This is a genomic window from Polynucleobacter acidiphobus (genome assembly GCF_003065385.1).
Taxonomy (GTDB): Bacteria; Pseudomonadota; Gammaproteobacteria; order Burkholderiales; family Burkholderiaceae; genus Polynucleobacter; species Polynucleobacter acidiphobus.
Genome location: NZ_CP023277.1, coordinates 67,788 through 85,027, shown reverse-complemented (window position 1 = coordinate 85,027; position 17,240 = coordinate 67,788). Strand labels below are relative to the sequence as shown.

Genomic DNA, 17,240 nt, shown 5'->3' with positions numbered 1-17,240 from the left:
TTGATTATCGGGGTAAAACCGACGATCCCATCAAATACTCATCGACCGAGCGTGCGCATTGACGACCCTCTCGAATCGCCCAAACCACCAAAGATTGGCCACGCCGCATATCGCCTGCCGCAAACACCTTGGGTACATTGGTGTGATAGGCATGATGACCATCCGTTGAAGCCTTTGCATTGCCGCGCGGATCTTTCTCGACCCCAAAAGCATTCAAGATTTGCTGTGCTGGAGAAACGAAGCCCATTGCTAGTAAAACTAAATCGGCCTTGATTTCAAACTCTGAATTGGGGACCTCACTCATCTTGCCGTCTTTCCACTCCAAACGTACACCAATGAGTTTTTCTACTTTGCCGTTTTTGCCTTCAAACCGCTTGGTGGCAACCGACCAGTCGCGCTCGCAACCTTCTTCATGCGAAGACGAGGTGCGAAGTTTAGTGGGCCAGTAGGGCCAAACTAAAGGTTTATTTTCTTCTTCGGGTGGCTGAGGCAATAACTCAAACTGTGTGACATGCTTTGCGCCATGCCGATTGGATGTACCAACACAATCAGAACCCGTATCACCACCACCAATCACAACCACATGCTTATCGGTTGCCCGAATCTCATTTTTGAGATCGCCAGCCACTTCTTTGTTTTGTGGAATTAAAAACTCCAGAGCAAAATGAATTCCACTTAACTCACGACCGGGGACTGGCAAATCGCGGGGTTGCTCAGCACCACCACTGATAATGACCGCATCAAAGCTCTTGAGTAATTCATCCGGGCTTACCGTTTTTTGAGCATAGTTCTTCACTTCCTTGCCAAGTGTTTCTTTACCAACAAAAACGCCGGTTGCAAAAGTAACGCCTTCGGCTTGCATTTGCTCGACCCGTCGGTCAATCAACCACTTCTCCATCTTGAAGTCGGGAATGCCATAACGCAGCAAACCACCGACCCGATCATTCTTTTCATAAACGGTCACATCATGACCAACTCGTGCTAACTGTTGAGCCGCTGCCATTCCTGCGGGACCAGAGCCAACCACGGCAACTTTCTTACCAGTCTTGGTTTTAGGTGGCTGTGGTTTTACCCAATCGTTAGCCCAGGCCTTATCAATAATGGCATGCTCAATCGACTTGATACCCACTGGTAGCTTGTTGATCCCAAGAGTACACGCTGCCTCACATGGTGCTGGGCAAATACGGCCGGTGAACTCCGGAAAGTTATTCGTAGAATGCAAAACCTCAATCGCATTTTTCCAATCGTTGTGATAAACCAAATCATTAAAGTCAGGAATGATGTTATTCACGGGGCAGCCGTTGTTGCAAAACGGAATGCCACAATCCATACAACGCGCACCTTGCACCTTCGCATCGGCATCCGATAGCGCTGCCACAAATTCTTTGTAATGATGAATTCGTTTGACCGGTGCTTCATAGGTCTCTTCGACCCGCTCAAATTCCATAAACCCAGTAACTTTACCCATACCTACTCCAAAAATTCTTTATTAATTAATCCACGTGATCAAGCCATCACAGGCTTGGTTTGATCTTGCCCTTGAGCGCGCTCCCACAATTCACCGAGAGCCCGCTTATATTCGGTAGGCAATACCTTCACAAAACGCGCGCGCGACTTGTCCCAATCGGCCAGTAATGCCTTGGCCCGCTCTGATCCGGTATACCGGAAATGGCGCTCAATCAGTGTCTTTAGGATTTGCTCATCGGTTTGACGCTCGCCACCCTCTTTAACATTGACTGGTGCATGCCATGTGGATTTCGGCATATTCGCAATTTGCTCCGACGATGGCAGAACTTTCTCCAAGCTTGCCATCGTGGTATTGCAACGCTTCTCAAAGAGTCCGTCTTCGTCAAAGACATAGGCAACACCACCGCTCATGCCTGCAGCAAAATTACGGCCAGTTTTACCAAGCACTACTACAGTGCCGCCAGTCATATACTCGCATCCATGGTCACCGGTGCCCTCGACAACCGCAATCGAGCCGGAGTTACGCACCGCAAAACGCTCGCCAGCCACGCCATTGAAAAATGCCTCACCTTCAATCGCGCCATACAACACCGTGTTACCCACAATAATGTTTTGAGAAGCATCGCCCCGGAACTCATGGGGGGCACGCACTACAACGCGCCCGCCCGACAATCCCTTACCGACATAATCGTTCGCATCGCCCACGAGATCTAAGGTGATACCGCGCGCCAAAAAGGCTGCAAAACTTTGTCCGGCTGTACCGTTTAACTGAATATGGATCGTGTCATCAGGTAAGCCCAAATGGCCATAACGTTTTGCCAACTCACCAGAGAGCATCGCACCCACCGTACGATTGACGTTGCGGATCGGCACAATGAAGGAAACCTTCTCGCCGCGCTCTAAGGCTGGCTCACTCTTTTCAATCAAGGTATGGTCAAGCGCAGCACCTAAACCATGATCCTGGGTCAGTGTTTGGTGACGAGGCTCGTCATGCGACACATTGGGCAAAGCAAAGACTTTACTGAAATCCAAGCCCTGCGCCTTCCAATGATCAACGCCCTTGCGCGTATCCAATAGATCAACACGACCAATCAGCTCATCAAAGGTCCGGATTCCGAGCTGTGCCATGATCTCGCGCACTTCTTCAGCAATGAAGAAAAAGAAATTCACGACATGCTCAGGTTTGCCTGAAAACTTCTTACGCAACTCGGGATCTTGAGTCGCAACACCCACTGGACAAGTATTGAGATGGCATTTACGCATCATGATGCAACCCTCAACCACTAAAGGCGCTGTAGCAAAACCAAACTCATCTGCACCTAATAATGCACCAATCACCACATCACGGCCTGTCTTCATCTGGCCATCGGCTTGCACACGAATGCGACTTCGCAGCTGGTTAAGTACCAATGTTTGCTGGGTCTCTGCAAGACCTAGCTCCCATGGTGTACCAGCATGCTTAATCGATGACAAAGGTGATGCACCTGTACCACCGTCATGACCAGCAATCACGACGTGATCCGACTTTGCTTTAGCCACACCTGCTGCCACCGTACCAACACCCACCTCTGAAACAAGTTTTACTGAAACATCGGCTTGTGGATTGACATTCTTTAAGTCATGAATGAGTTGCGCCAAATCCTCAATCGAATAAATATCGTGATGCGGTGGTGGCGAAATGAGACCTACGCCTGGTACTGAGAATCGCAGACGTCCAATATAGTCCGAGACCTTACCACCTGGTAATTGACCGCCCTCGCCTGGCTTTGCGCCTTGGGCCATCTTAATTTGAATCTGATCTGCTGAACGCAAATACTCAGTGGTCACACCAAAACGCCCAGAGGCAACTTGCTTAATTTTCGAACGCAATGAGTCGCCGTCTTGCAATGGAATGTCAGCTTCGACGACATCCTTGCCCAAAATACTGGCGAGGGTCTCACCCTTCTTAATCGGAATCCCTTTGAGTTCATTGACATAGCGATTTGGATCTTCGCCGCCCTCACCCGTATTGGATTTACCGCCAATACGATTCATCGCGATTGCTAAAGTTGCATGGGCCTCGGTCGAAATTGAACCTAAGGACATGGCACCGGTTGCAAAACGCTTCACAATCTCTTTGGCAGGCTCGACCTCATCAAGGGGAATGGCTTTGTTCGGATCAATCTTGAACTCAAATAATCCTCGTAAAGTCATCAAACGCTTACTCTGATCATTAATCAGATTGGCATACTCTTTATAGGTTTGATAGCCTTTCTCTGGCCCGGTGCGAGTCGCATGCTGTAACTTTGCAATCGAATCGGGTGTCCACATATGCTTTTCACCACGCACCCGATAGGCATACTCTCCACCCGCATCCAACATATCAGCTAATACAGGATCGTCACCAAACGCAGCATGGTGCATCCGCAAGGCCTCTTCAGCAACTTCAAAGACGCCAATACCGCCTACGTTCGAAGATGTCCCTTTGAAGTACTTATCAATGAGCTCGTGATTAAGACCAATGGCCTCAAAGATTTGCGATCCGGTATAAGACATGTAAGTCGAAATACCCATCTTCGACATCACCTTTTGCAAGCCCTTACCAATCGCTTTGACAAAATTCTTGATGGCTTTCTCAGGCGATAAGTCGCCTGAGAGGCCTTTGGCCATTTCAGCTAAGGTCTCCATCGCCAAATAGGGATGAATCGCTTCCGCGCCATACCCTGCAAGTAAGGCAAAGTGATGAACTTCGCGAGCACTACCAGTCTCCACCACTAAGCCAGTGCTGGTTCGTAAACCGCGCTCCACCAAATGCTGATGAATGGCCGAGGTTGCTAAGAGTGCAGGAATCGCCATATGCTCGCGATCCACTTGGCGATCACTCACAATCAAAATATTGAAACCACTGCGCACTGCATCGGTTGCCTCAGCGCACAAGGAGGCCAGGCGCGCCTCAATGCCCTCCTTGCCCCAAGCAACTGGATAACAAATATCCAATTCATACGAACGGAACTTACCACCGGTGTAATGTTCAATATGACGCACCTTGGTCATGTCATCCAAGTCCAAGACCGGCTGACTGATCTCCAAACGCATCGGGGGATTGATATTGTTGGTATCCAATAGATTGGGCTTTGGACCAACAAAGGACACCAAAGACATCACCAGGTTCTCACGAATCGGATCAATTGGAGGATTGGTAACCTGAGCAAACAATTGCTTAAAGTAGTTGTAGAGCGACTTGCTGCGATCGGATAGAACCGCAAGTGGACTGTCGTTACCCATCGATCCAATTGCTTCTTCCGCATTTTGTGCCATCGGTGCCATCAGGTATTTGAGATCTTCCTGGCTATATCCAAATGCTTGCTGACGATCGAGTAATTTTGCTGCGGGGCGAATATGTTTCGCATCGTCTTGGGTGTCTTTTTTGCTGACATCCAACTCATCAAGCTTCACGCGCACTGCATCAATCCAACTCTTGTATGGCTTGGCTTTGGAGACCGAGTTCTTTAACTCCACGTCATCGATGATGCGGCCTTGATCCATGTCGATCATGAACATCTTGCCAGGCTGTAAGCGCCACTTTTGCACAATCTTATTTTCTGGAATCGGCAACACACCCGCTTCAGAAGCCATGATGACCAAATCATCATCGGTCACGTAATAGCGGGCAGGTCGTAAGCCATTACGATCCAAGGTGGCGCCAATCTGACGCCCATCGGTAAAGGCCATTGCAGCGGGGCCATCCCATGGCTCCATCATGGCAGCGTGGTACTCATAAAAGGCACGGCGATTCTCATCCATGAGGGTATGCTGTTCCCACGCCTCAGGAATCATCATCATCATGGCTTGCGCAAGCGGGTAACCAGCCATCACCAAGAGCTCAAGGCAGTTGTCAAAGGATGCAGTATCCGATTGGCCTGGATAAATCAGTGGCCATAACTTTTGCAAATCATCACCTAATACAGGTGAACTAATCGCACCCGTGCGGGCATTAATCCAGTTCACGTTCCCCTTTACTGTATTAATCTCACCGTTATGTGCTAGCAAGCGGTATGGGTGAGCCAGTTCCCACGCTGGGAAGGTGTTGGTTGAGAAGCGCTGATGCACCAATGCCAGAGCTGACACCGCCTTAGGATCTTTTAGATCGCAATAATAGGCGCCCACTTGACTAGCCAATAAGAGACCTTTGTACACCACAGTCCGCGCAGACATCGATGCCACAAAGTATTCTTTGCCGTGTTTGAGGTGCAAATCTTGAATCGCATGACTTGCCGTTTTACGAATTACATAGAGCTTGCGCTCGAGTGCGTCGGTGGTCATGATGTCACGACCGCGCCCGATAAAAATTTGACGAATAATTGGTTCGGTTTTTTTCACGGTGGGCGACATCGGCATCGCACGATCGATCGGCACATCGCGCCAGCCCAATACAATTTGACCCTCTTGACGTACGGTACGCTCTAGCTCTTGCTCGCACGCTAATCGTGATGCATTCTCTTTAGGCAAAAAGATCATGCCAACGCCGTATTCACCAACAGGCGGCAACTCGACCCCCTGCTTTTTCATCTCGCTGCGATACAGCTCGTCAGGAATCTGTATCAATATTCCGGCGCCGTCACCCATCAGTGGGTCAGCACCCACAGCGCCTCGATGATCGAGGTTCTCCAGGATCTTTAATCCTTGAGTGATGATGTCATGGGATTTTTTGCCCTTGATATGCGCCACAAAACCGACGCCACAGGCATCGTGTTCATTTTGAGGGTCGTAAAGACCTTGAGCGGACGGACGTAACTCGAGATGATTCATATTTAATCCAAATTGGTCATGCGGCTGGCAATCCCCATGAATTGCTTCAAATAAAGGCCGGGACGGTAAATATAGGGGAATCCACTAAGGGATGCAATAGAAATTTAATGACTCTGTCCCATTTAAATAATGGGGGAAGAATAGAAATTAAATTAAATAGGGACAGACTTAAAGTTTTTTTGGCCTTCCACGCGGCTTAAGCTGCCATTGATGGAGACTCAATTTAGGATTTTGCTTGATAAATTCCGGACTTACCCAAGGCCTTGAGCGGATTAAATGCTCGGTAATTGCTCGATCCTCGTGATGCGGCGCGCCGTCCCTCACAAATGCCGCCCAGGCCAGCTGCCTCTCAAAAGGGGTGTTGCCTAAACCCCAAAAGCTTGGGTGATCGGTTAGCCAAGTCTCACCCTTGCCCCCAATATGGCTTTGGTAGCTGGTGTTCTTACAATCTTCGGCACGGGATTCCAGTCCGGCGCGTACAGGGTTAAGCTCAATGTAGCGTTGTACTCGTAAGGCATAGATTGGATCAATCAGGGAAGAACAAAAGCGACCCTCCCAAATCGTGCCCGAAGTACCTTGCTGTCGATTGATGTATTGCGCGTAGCGGCGTCCCAAGGATTGCATCGTTTTGGATAAGGAATATTCAAAACGAGGGGTGACTAATACGTGTGCATGATTGGGCATCAAGGCATAAGCATGAACCGCACATCCAAACTCTTTGGCAGCATCACGTAACCAATCGAGATAAATTCGGCAATCCGCATCATTGCTGAATATGGTTTGACGATTGTGACCACGAACCAAAAGATGCATCGCTTGTCCAGCAATGACCAAGCGTGCTTTGCGGGCCATCTTTACTTAATTAATTTGGCGAACGCCGCCCAAGGGAGCGAACTCAGGAATAATCCAATCGCCATCGTACTCAGAAACTCCCGGTGGAGGCGTACGATTTATCTCGGGTACACCTCGCAAAGCCACCGACATAAAGTTAATCCAGACTGGCAATGCCAAGCCGCCGCCTGTCTCGCGGTCACCCAAGCTTCTGGGGTTATCAAAACCAATCCAAGCGACTGCCGCAACCCGAGGGTTGTAACCAGCAAACCATGCATCGTGTGAATCATTGGTTGTGCCCGTTTTTCCAGCGATATCGTTGCGGCCTAAGGCAGGCCTTGCGCGGGCTGCGGTTCCGGTCTTTGTAATTTCTTGCAACATGCTATCCATCACAAAGGTCGTTCGCTCATCCAAGACTCGAAGCGCATTTTTTCCTACTCGTACAGGGTTTGCCTCAAACAAGGTTTGACCTTTTGCATCCGTAACCTTGTCAATTAAATAAGGATTTACGAAATAGCCACCATTCGCAAACACGCTGTAAGCACTCGCCATTTGCAATGGTGTGACCGAACCTGCTCCAAGGGCCATCGTAAGATAAGGCGGATGCTTCTCGGGCTCAAATCCAAAGCGCTGAATAAATTCTTGGGTATACGAGGGGCCTATTTTGCGAATTACCCGAACCGATACTAAATTTTTAGACTTCGCCAATGCGGCCCGTAACCGCATCATGCCATCGAACTTGCCATCATAGTTCTTAGGTTGCCATACCTGGCTACCGGTCTCCAACGCCCCAATCGATAATGGCGCATCATTGACCATGGTTGAAGGACTTAAACCCTTTTCAAGAGCTGCCGCATAAACAAAGGGTTTAAATGCCGAACCTGGTTGACGAAACGCCTGGGTCACGTGATTAAATTTATTGCGACGAAAATCAAATCCACCAACTAGGGCCAAGATTGCCCCGTCATTTGGATCAAGAGCCACAAAGGCAGCTTCGACCTGAGGTAATTGAGCCAGCTTCCAAACGCCATCATCGTTAAGGAGTCGAACCACTGCGCCCGGGCGAATGCGCCGTTTGGGTTGAGCGGATTCGGATAATGAGGCGCTTGCAAGTCTTAATGCATCGCCTTTAATCGTAATTTGCTCCCCAGTCGCAATCATGACTTTTAATTCTTTAGGGCTCGCCTCCAATACTACCCCGGACTGCAATTCATCAAGCGCTGGATAATCAAGTAAGGCATCGTCAATCGTGCGCTGGCGCTTGACCGGGTCTTCGGGTAACTCAATAAACCCCTCTGGGCCGCGATACGCATGTCGCAGATCGTAGTCAAAGATACCCTTGCGAACTGCAGCATAGGCAGCATCTTGATCTGCCTTTAAGACGGTGGTGTAAACATTGATACCTTGGGAGTAAATAATGTCGCCGTACTGAGAAAAGAGGAGTTGTCTGGCCATCTCTGCAACAAAATCAGCGCGAGTATCAAATTCTTTTCCTAGGCCTCGAATCTTAATGGTCTCAGCCATCGCCTTTTCATAATCGGCTGGCGTAATGTATGAGAGATCGCGCATGCGCTGCAAAATATATTCTTGACGAATCTTGGCACGCTTATAGTTACTGACCGGGTTATAGGCTGAAGGCGCCTTTGGTAGACCTGCTAGCATCGCCGCCTCTGCAATGCTAATGTCTTTAAGTTCTTTACCAAAATAAATTTTGGAAGCGCTCGCAAATCCATAGGCGCGTTGCCCCAAATAAATTTGATTCATGTAAATCTCAAGAATCTTATCCTTGGTTAATTGGGCCTCGATCTCCCAAGCAAGCAATACCTCATAAAGCTTCCGACTGAAGGTCTTCTCATTGCTTAAGAAAAAATTACGCGCCACCTGCATAGTGATGGTCGACGCCCCTTGGGAAAGACGGCCTCGTAAATTGGCTAAGGTTGCTCGCAATACACCCCAGTAATCAACGCCACCATGACTATAAAAACGATCATCCTCAATGGCAATCACTGCATACTTTAAATAGACAGGGATTTCATTGAGGGGAACAACACTTCGTCGCTCCTCTCCAAACTCACCAATTAATACCTTATCGGCGGTATAGATCCGTAACGGCTCTTTGGGGTTGTAATCGACTAGCGCTGAAATGTTCGGTAAATTTGGCTTCGCAATAATGAATGCGTAGGCGACCAACATCGTAAATAACAAGCCAGCTACGACCATCAAAATCAATAAGGCTTTAATCAAAGGGCTGGCGCCCGACTTTTGAGAAAAACGCATTCCCGAGCCCCGTTGAAAAGGCGGTTTTTTGCTCGGTGGATTAGCCATCCCCAAATTATATGGTCCTACAGCATTTGCAAGAATTACCGATCAATCAATCCGGGTTTGCTGATTTCAATCACTAGCGCTCACCAACACAATAGGGCATGGTCTATCGCAATATCAAACGAGAGGATTTTGACGAAACCTTGCAAAGTCTAGGCAACGATCCTGCCATTTTGGAGCATGAGACCCAGGCTGATCATTTGCAAAGTAAACATCAGCCACCAAGGCGCAATCAAATGGGCCAAGCCTGGTCAGGCCTTAGTGCCCTTAAAGAATCCTCTCTCGCATCCCTTCATCCTGGGATGCTCATCGTTGGGATTGGTTTCATGGCGATTCTTTTCACTTTAGTCTATTTGACCATCCAAATTCAGGAGCTCGCAGAACGCAATCAGGACGGATCAAATCAAGTAGTGGTGAAGCGAGAGCTAATGGCAATTCAAAGCCAAATTGATGATCTTCATGGCCAGGCTGACGAACACCTAGAGCAGATAATGGAGTTTCTGGAGGAGATCCAAGCAAAGCGACACATTTCTGTCAAAGAAACGAAGCGATCAGTTATCCCCGATCCCGATGAGGTCGATTTAAAAAAATGGCGTCATTTAGGTGTCGGTAAGAACAAGGATGGCGCCTTCGTCATGCTGCACGATGGACAACAAAGTCGACTCTTTCTAAAACATGCGTTTGCTAAACCTTCATGGCAGATCACACACTTTGACCAGTCCCAGGCCACCTTACAAGGTCCCGGAGGAAAGCAAGTGGTACTGATTTCACCATGAAGCATATGGTATTTCGATGCTGTTGGATTTGGCTTTTGCTTGGCCCACAAAACACATTTGCATACCACGCGGCCAGTGGTAATGCCGCACTGAATACTCCAATTAGTATTTCAGCAAAAGAGATGCCGCTGGTGGATTTACTCCATGCATTGGGGCAACTTGGTAATACCCATTTTGTTTTAAGTCCTAGCATTCAAGGAAGTATTAATGTCCAGCTTGCCGATGTTCCATGGCAAACTGCCTTATCAACGATCTTGGCAAGCCGAGGCTTGCGCTTCATGCGCAATCAGGGGGTCTATTGGATTGCGCCGCACCAAGAAATCAATGGCTTCCAAAAGCAACGTCGGGACGACTCAGCACTCCCCTTTGGTGGCGAGCATCATGGCACACCCCGACAAATTTTGATTGAAGCCCGGATTGTTGAAGCAGACCATCGCTTTGCACGCAATCTTGGCGCCAAGCTTGGCTTGCGCTCACAAGCAGATAACGCACCTGGGGGAAACGGTCGGGCTCAGGGTTCGTTTGCACTAGGATCACCACTTGGGGCTGGCGGCCTTAGCGGATTTGAGCCGGTGACTGCCGCAGCAACCCTTCTTAGTAAAAATGCCACCCGTCTTCTCGATGTGGAATTAAGTGCTCTAGAGAGCGATGGCCAGGGCAAGATATTGTCCAATCCTCGCATCATGACCGCCGATATGGTGAAAGCAACCATTGAACAGGGCACTGAACTACCGTACCAAACCTCCTCTTCAAATGGAGGTAACAAAATTCAATTCCGTAAAGCAAACTTGCGTCTCGAGGTGATTCCTAAGATTCATCATGACGGCAAAGTCTCTTTATTGGTTGCGATTAATAAAGATAGCGTGGGCATGAAGACCGAACAAGGTTACGCCATCGATACTAAGAATCTGAGCTCCGAAGTCAGTGTTGAGAATGGCGGGACGGTGATCTTGGGTGGTATTTATCAAACCACGGAGCGCGATGACACTGTCAAAATCCCGCTCTTGGGTGATATTCCCTTGATTGGGCATCTGTTTAAACATCAATCAACCTTACGAGACAAAACCGAACTTCTCGTCTTTTTAACGCCTACCATCTTAGATAAACCCGAATAGAATGACGTTATGGACATTGAAAATTCCAATATCTTTCTCATTGGGCTAATGGGGGCTGGCAAATCAACGGTAGGAAAATTAATTGCCCGCAAGCTTGAGCGGCGCTTTATCGACTCTGACCACGCACTTGAAGAGCGCTGCGGGGTCAAGATTCCGACCATTTTTGAGATGGAAGGTGAAGCGGGTTTTCGTAAACGCGAGGCACAAATCATTAACGAGCTAAGCCGCGAGCAATCGATTGTGCTCGCCACCGGTGGTGGTGCAATATTGCTCCCCGAGAACCGTAAAGTGCTAGCTGAACGTGGCACGGTCATTTACCTACATGCCAACCCGATTGAGCTTTGGCATCGCACCAAGGGAGGTGAGGGTCGCCCTCTATTGCAACATGGTGACTCCAAGGCGATCTTAGAAAACTTATACGCCATTCGCGACCCACTCTATCGCGAAATCGCAGACTTTATTATTGAAACTGGTAAGCCAAGCGTCAATCAACTCGTAAGCTCTTTACTCATGCAACTTGAATTAGCCCCATGAAAACTCTGAATGTATCCCTCGGTGAGCGCAGCTACCCTATTTACATTGGCTCAGGGCTTCTCAAAAAGCCAGAACTCTTCAAACCTTGGATTGCCGGCAAATCGGTATTCGTGGTGACCAACACGACCGTAGGGCCCCTTTATAGCGAGACGTTAATCCAAACCATTTCAGGCGATGCTAAGTCGGTTCATGAGATTATCCTGCCCGATGGGGAGTCTTATAAAGACTGGGCTACCCTACAGAAAATCTTTGATGCCTTATTAACCTATGGGGCTGATCGTAAATCGGTGTTGATTGCACTCGGTGGTGGTGTGATTGGAGATATGGTAGGTTTTGCAGCGGCTAGCTTTATGCGCGGCATTCGATTTATTCAAGTGCCCACCACTTTATTAGCTCAAGTTGACTCTTCGGTAGGCGGCAAGACCGGGATTAATCATCCGCTTGGTAAAAATATGATTGGCGCTTTTCATCAGCCGGTCGCCGTCATTGCTGATCTCGATACCCTCAAATCACTTCCACCAAGAGAGCTATCAGCCGGCTTGGCCGAGGTCATTAAACACGGTGCGATTGCAGATGCTGAATTTTTTAATTGGATTGAAGCTCATCGTCAAGAACTATTAAATTGTGACAGTGGCGCATTGAGTCATGCGGTCGAGCGTTCTTGCGAAATTAAATCAGCAGTAGTGGCTGCCGACGAAAAGGAGTCTGGGATTCGTGCGATCTTAAATTTCGGTCATACTTTTGGCCATGCCATCGAATCCGGCTTAGGCTATGGGGAATGGCTGCATGGTGAGGCGGTAGGCTGCGGAATGGTGATGGCAGCCGATTTATCTTCTCGTCTGGGTTATTTAAAAACCGAGGAAGTAAGTCGCATCAAAAAACTCATTGCGGCAATGGGTCTGCCCGATTGCGCACCCAAACTTGGGAATAGCCGCTTCTTTGATCTCATGCGAATCGATAAAAAATCCGAGGGCGGGGAAATTCGCTACATCACCCTTGAGAGAATTGGCAAAGCAAAAATTGAAGCGGTTGATGATGCGATTGTTGAGCAGGTCTTAACGACTAATCAAGCAAGCTAATCTGAACCGCCTGCCCTGCCTGATCGCTCACAAAGCGAGATAAGTCGGCAAGTAATTCGTTACCTGTTTTTGTATCAAGCCAACGTGGTTGACTCATCATTCCCGCCCAACGGTAATGAAACCCTCCGGCTTTACAGGCCACCCAAATTTCATGCAGGGGTGGCTGAGTATTGACCACGACTACACTGCGATCCCGAAAAACAATATTAATCACATTGCCCCCTTGACGAGCAATATCAAGGTCGAGATCTAAACGCTCATCAGCATTTTCTAGCGATAGTTCAATCGATTGCAACAGATGGCTAGCCAGTTGATGAAATTGCTTATCGTCAATTTTGTCAATCTGGGATGAAGGGGTGTTCTGCATGCTATATTCAAATTCCGGTGATTAAACAGATGATATTGATTGTAGTTAAGATTCCAGTTTACGTTGCGTTGCTGTCCCTACTTGGATGTGGGGTTAGAGGACCTTTGTTTTTACCCAATCCACCGCCCGTTCCACCAGCGCCCACCCAACCGGAGCCCAAAGGCACTCTGTACCCACCAAAAGAATCAGGCATGTCCACCCCCACTAATACGAGCTCGCCAAAGTAATGACGCACTCCATTCCATCATTAACTGGTTTTACTGAATACCATGGAGAATGGTTTGCTGAAGGTGTTTCGCTATCTGCCTTAGCGAATCAATATGGCACCCCTCTATATGTTTACAGTAAGCATGCAATTTGTACGGCATACCGTGCCTATGATGTTGCCTGTATCCGTGCAAACGGCAGTCGGCGCGCCAGAATTCATTATGCGGTTAAGGCCAATAGTAATCTCGCCGTTTTGGATGAGTTGAAGCAATTAGGGGCTGGGTTTGATTTAGTCAGTGGCGGCGAACTCGCGCGCGTTCTTCATATCGGAGCCGATCCCAAAAGCATGGTTTTTGCTGGGGTCGGCAAATCAGCCGATGAAATTAAATTTGCCCTCTCGGTTGGCGTCAAGTGCATCAACGTCGAGTCCATTCCTGAACTGCAGCGTATTAATTCCATTGCTAAGAGTTTGGGTCTTCGCGCCCCAGTTTCATTGCGCGTGAACCCTGATGTAGATGCGCAAACCCATCCGTATATTTCCACGGGTCTCAAAGATAACAAATTTGGGATTGCCTATTTTGAGGTCTTAAAGACGTATCGCGAGGCTGCGCTGCTGCCCCATATTGATATTGTTGGCATCGATTGCCATATTGGTTCCCAAATTACGAATACCTCGCCTTACCTCGATGCTCTTGACAAGGTTCTTGATTTAATTGAACAACTCAAGCGTGAAGGCATTGTCATTCACCATCTCGATCTAGGCGGCGGTCTTGGAATTGACTATGGCTCGGATGCACCACCCGATATCACAGAGTTCACGAACACCCTACTCAATCGCGTGGATGAGCGTGGCTTTGCACACTTGGATGTCATTTTGGAGCCCGGTCGCTCCTTAGTCGGAAATGCAGGAGTGCTCTTGACCCAAGTTGAGTATCTCAAAACTGGTGCAGATAAAAACTTCTGCATTGTGAACGCGGCCATGAATGATTTAATGCGACCAGCCCTATACGATGCCTATCATGCGATTGTTCCAATCAAAGCATCTGCCGGTAAAGCAATTTCCTATGATGTCGTTGGCCCTGTTTGCGAATCAGGTGATTGGCTCGGTAAAGATCGCGCCCTGGCAGTTGAAGAAGGCGATGTGCTGGCTATTTTGTCAGCAGGCGCTTATGGATTTGTCATGGCCTCAAACTACAACGCCCGAGGACGACCAGCTGAAGTTATGGTCGATGGCAATCAAGCTCACCTGGTGAGAGAGCGGGAGACTGTGAATAGCCTCTTCGCTAATGAGCGAACGATTGGGACGAACTAACCAATCGAATGACTTCGATTAACGCAACCCAGCCATGTAATCCGACACGGCTTTCATTTCAGCGTCAGACATCTTGGCAGCAATCGTACTCATTTGCACACTATTCTTGCGTGTACCCTCTCTGAACGCAATCAATTGCGAGGTCGAGTAATCGGCCCATTGACCGCTTAAACGGGGGTACTGTGCCGGAATACCAGCGCCATTGGGGCTATGGCATCCAGCGCACGCTGGAATACCTTTCTCAGCAATGCCTGCACGATAAATGCGCTGTCCCAATGCGATGGTGTCTTTGTTCTGCGCCGTACCCAACTTGAGCTCTTGTTTATTGAGATACGCAGCCAAGTTGAGCATGTCTTGATCAGTTAGCGTCGCTACCATTCCCATCATGACGGGATTCATACGGGTACCATCTTTGTAATTTTTGAGTTGCTTAACCGTGTAAGCCGTGTGCTGAGCAGCCAACTTAGGCCATGATGCAACTCCACTATTTCCATTTGGACCATGGCAACCGACACAAGAAACGATTCCACGCTTAGGGTCGCCGTTGTTATAGAGGGCATCGCCAGCTGCAGCATCCGCCTTGATCACTGCGGGAGTTGGAGCACTAGTGGTCATTGCTGGAGCATCTGCTTTTGCAGGCTCAGCCGCGTGAGCGAAGGATATAAAACCACCAACTAAAACAGCCATCAGGGCAGAGATATTTAATTTGGAGAATTTGCTGCTATAGCGCATTATGGGTACCTAGCCTACTTTGAAATGTTCAAACGAAATTCATGTGATTTTACAATAGCTTCCATTCATGTCTAAACTGCACCAAGCCCGCTTTTTTACCACGGTCAATGAGCTTCAAACGCTTCCCCAGGGCGATCTTCCTGAGATCGCCTTTGCGGGTCGCTCTAATGCCGGAAAATCCAGTGCAATCAATATCTTATGCAATCAAAAGCGCCTGGCTTTTGCGAGCAAAACTCCGGGCCGAACCCAGCACATTAACTATTTTGGGATCTATTCCAAGGATGAGCTACTAGCCTATTTGGTCGACCTGCCAGGCTATGGCTATGCCGCGGTCGGTGAGGCAACCCGCTCCCACTGGAACGAGATCTTGAGCCGCTACCTCCAAACCCGTAAAAATTTGGTTGGATTGATCTTGATTGTGGATGCACGACGGGGTTTAACAGAACTTGATGAGCAGATGATTGCTTGGTTTAGCGTGACCCAAAAACCCATCCATATTTTGCTAAGCAAGTCAGATAAACAAACCTTCTCCGAAAACCGCGCCCTGTTGCAAGCCATCTCAGAACAAATTAAGCAATTTGCCCCTGCCCAGATTACAGCTCAACTGTTCTCCAGCACAAAACGGGTCGGTCTTCTGGAAAGCGATACACTTATTCAACAATGGCTTTTTCCAGAGCGCAGCACCGCCTAACCCTATCCTGATTAGAGAGTATTTGCATGTCTCAATACCCCGCCTATCGCCCCCGTCGCATGCGTCGTGATGATTGGTCGCGTCGCCTCATTCAAGAAAATCATCTACGGGTTGACGATCTAATCTATCCCGTTTTCTTACTACCGGGAAGCAATCAAACTCAAGCGGTCAACTCGATGCCAGGTATTGAACGCATGTCGCTAGATCGTTTATTTCATGTGGCTGAAGAATGCGTGGCTCTAGGCATCCCAGTAATGGCCCTCTTTCCTGTAATCGATTCATCACTAAAGACCAATGACGGTGCCGAAGCGTTTAATCCGAAGGGGCTTGTTCCAAGCGCAGTGATTGAACTCAAAAAACGTTTTCCTGACCTTGGCATCATGACCGATATCGCGCTTGATCCCTATACCAGCCATGGTCAAGATGGCGTACTTGATGAACAGCATCGGATTTTGAATGATGAAACCGTCGCGATCCTTATAAAGCAGGCGCTCTGCCATGCCCAAGCAGGTGTGGATATGGTTGCCCCATCGGACATGATGGATGGCCGAATTGGAGCGATTCGTACTGCCCTTGAAAATCAAGGATTGATTCATACGCGCATCATGGCTTATGCCGCCAAGTACGCCTCGTCGTTTTATGGTCCCTTCCGAGATGCAGTTGGATCAGCGGGCAATCTGGGCAAAGCGGATAAAAAGACCTACCAAATGGATCCTGCTAACGGGGATGAAGCCATCCGTGAAGTTGGTTTAGATATTAGTGAAGGAGCCGATTTGGTGATGGTAAAACCCGGCATGCCTTATCTCGATATCGTATATCGCATCAAAGAAGCCTTCGGTTACCCAACCTACGCCTATCAGGTCAGCGGCGAATACGCCATGATCAAGGCTGCCGCCCAAAATGGCTGGCTTGATCATGATGCGGTAATGATGGAGTCACTACTCGGATTTAAACGTGCCGGAGCAGATGGTATCTTGACCTATTTTGCGCTTGAGGCCGCTCGCTTACTCAAGCGTTAG

Annotated in this window: 13 protein-coding genes; 7 read left to right on the top strand and 6 right to left on the bottom strand. The window is 48.6% G+C overall.

What is annotated here, in order from left to right; genetic code table 11:
- Positions 1–4: 4 nt before the first annotated feature.
- The 4 genes from AOC32_RS00475 to AOC32_RS00460 form a co-directional block, all read right to left on the bottom strand.
- Positions 5–1,468 (bottom strand): glutamate synthase subunit beta, encoded by a 1,464-nt coding sequence (locus AOC32_RS00475; RefSeq protein WP_108507621.1) that lies wholly within the window; start codon positions 1,466–1,468, stop codon positions 5–7.
- A 38-nt stretch (positions 1,469–1,506) separates the two neighbouring features.
- The gene (locus AOC32_RS00470; RefSeq protein WP_108507620.1) at positions 1,507–6,255 is read right to left on the bottom strand and encodes a glutamate synthase-related protein; all 4,749 of its coding nucleotides are present in this window, start codon (positions 6,253–6,255) and stop codon (positions 1,507–1,509) included.
- 168 nt (positions 6,256–6,423) lie between these two features.
- Positions 6,424–7,107 (bottom strand): transposase, encoded by a 684-nt coding sequence (locus AOC32_RS00465; RefSeq protein WP_108507619.1) that lies wholly within the window; start codon positions 7,105–7,107, stop codon positions 6,424–6,426.
- A gap of 6 nt (positions 7,108–7,113) precedes the next feature.
- On the bottom strand, positions 7,114–9,363 hold the full coding sequence (locus tag AOC32_RS00460; protein WP_199908531.1) for a penicillin-binding protein 1A: 2,250 nt from the start codon (positions 9,361–9,363) through the stop codon (positions 7,114–7,116).
- A 146-nt stretch (positions 9,364–9,509) separates the two neighbouring features.
- Between AOC32_RS00460 and AOC32_RS00455 the strand changes: the two genes are divergently transcribed.
- The 4 genes from AOC32_RS00455 to aroB are packed head-to-tail and all read left to right on the top strand — an operon-like array spanning position 9,510 to position 12,912.
- A complete protein-coding gene (locus AOC32_RS00455) occupies positions 9,510–10,184 on the top strand; it encodes a coiled-coil domain-containing protein (RefSeq protein WP_108507617.1) in 675 nt (224 codons plus the stop codon).
- The gene (locus AOC32_RS00450) at positions 10,181–11,299 is read left to right on the top strand and encodes a type II and III secretion system protein (protein ID WP_108507616.1); all 1,119 of its coding nucleotides are present in this window, start codon (positions 10,181–10,183) and stop codon (positions 11,297–11,299) included. The genes AOC32_RS00455 and AOC32_RS00450 overlap by 4 nt, the downstream gene beginning before the upstream one ends.
- 9 nt (positions 11,300–11,308) lie before the next feature.
- Positions 11,309–11,833: a shikimate kinase gene (locus tag AOC32_RS00445; RefSeq protein WP_108507615.1), complete on the top strand. Its 525-nt coding sequence runs from the start codon at positions 11,309–11,311 to the stop codon at positions 11,831–11,833.
- Positions 11,830–12,912: a 3-dehydroquinate synthase gene (gene aroB / locus AOC32_RS00440; protein ID WP_108507614.1), complete on the top strand. Its 1,083-nt coding sequence runs from the start codon at positions 11,830–11,832 to the stop codon at positions 12,910–12,912. The genes AOC32_RS00445 and aroB overlap by 4 nt, the downstream gene beginning before the upstream one ends.
- Here aroB and cyaY read toward each other — a convergent pair.
- On the bottom strand, positions 12,896–13,279 hold the full coding sequence (cyaY, locus tag AOC32_RS00435) for an iron donor protein CyaY (RefSeq protein WP_108507613.1): 384 nt from the start codon (positions 13,277–13,279) through the stop codon (positions 12,896–12,898). The two genes, aroB and cyaY, sit on opposite strands and share 17 nt — an antisense overlap.
- A gap of 226 nt (positions 13,280–13,505) precedes the next feature.
- Between cyaY and lysA the strand changes: the two genes are divergently transcribed.
- Positions 13,506–14,798: a diaminopimelate decarboxylase gene (gene lysA, locus AOC32_RS00430; RefSeq protein ID WP_108507612.1), complete on the top strand. Its 1,293-nt coding sequence runs from the start codon at positions 13,506–13,508 to the stop codon at positions 14,796–14,798.
- An 18-nt stretch (positions 14,799–14,816) separates the two neighbouring features.
- Here lysA and AOC32_RS00425 read toward each other — a convergent pair whose 3' ends face one another.
- Positions 14,817–15,530, bottom strand: a complete 714-nt coding sequence (locus tag AOC32_RS00425; protein WP_108507611.1) for a c-type cytochrome — start codon at positions 15,528–15,530, stop codon at positions 14,817–14,819.
- A 67-nt stretch (positions 15,531–15,597) separates the two neighbouring features.
- Here AOC32_RS00425 and yihA point away from each other — a divergent pair, with 67 nt between their 5' ends.
- Both yihA and hemB read left to right on the top strand, forming a co-directional pair.
- Positions 15,598–16,221: a ribosome biogenesis GTP-binding protein YihA/YsxC gene (gene yihA / locus AOC32_RS00420; protein ID WP_108507610.1), complete on the top strand. Its 624-nt coding sequence runs from the start codon at positions 15,598–15,600 to the stop codon at positions 16,219–16,221.
- Positions 16,222–16,247: 26 nt separating this feature from the next.
- Complete coding sequence (hemB, locus tag AOC32_RS00415) at positions 16,248–17,240, top strand: porphobilinogen synthase (protein ID WP_108507609.1); 993 nt, start codon at positions 16,248–16,250, stop codon at positions 17,238–17,240.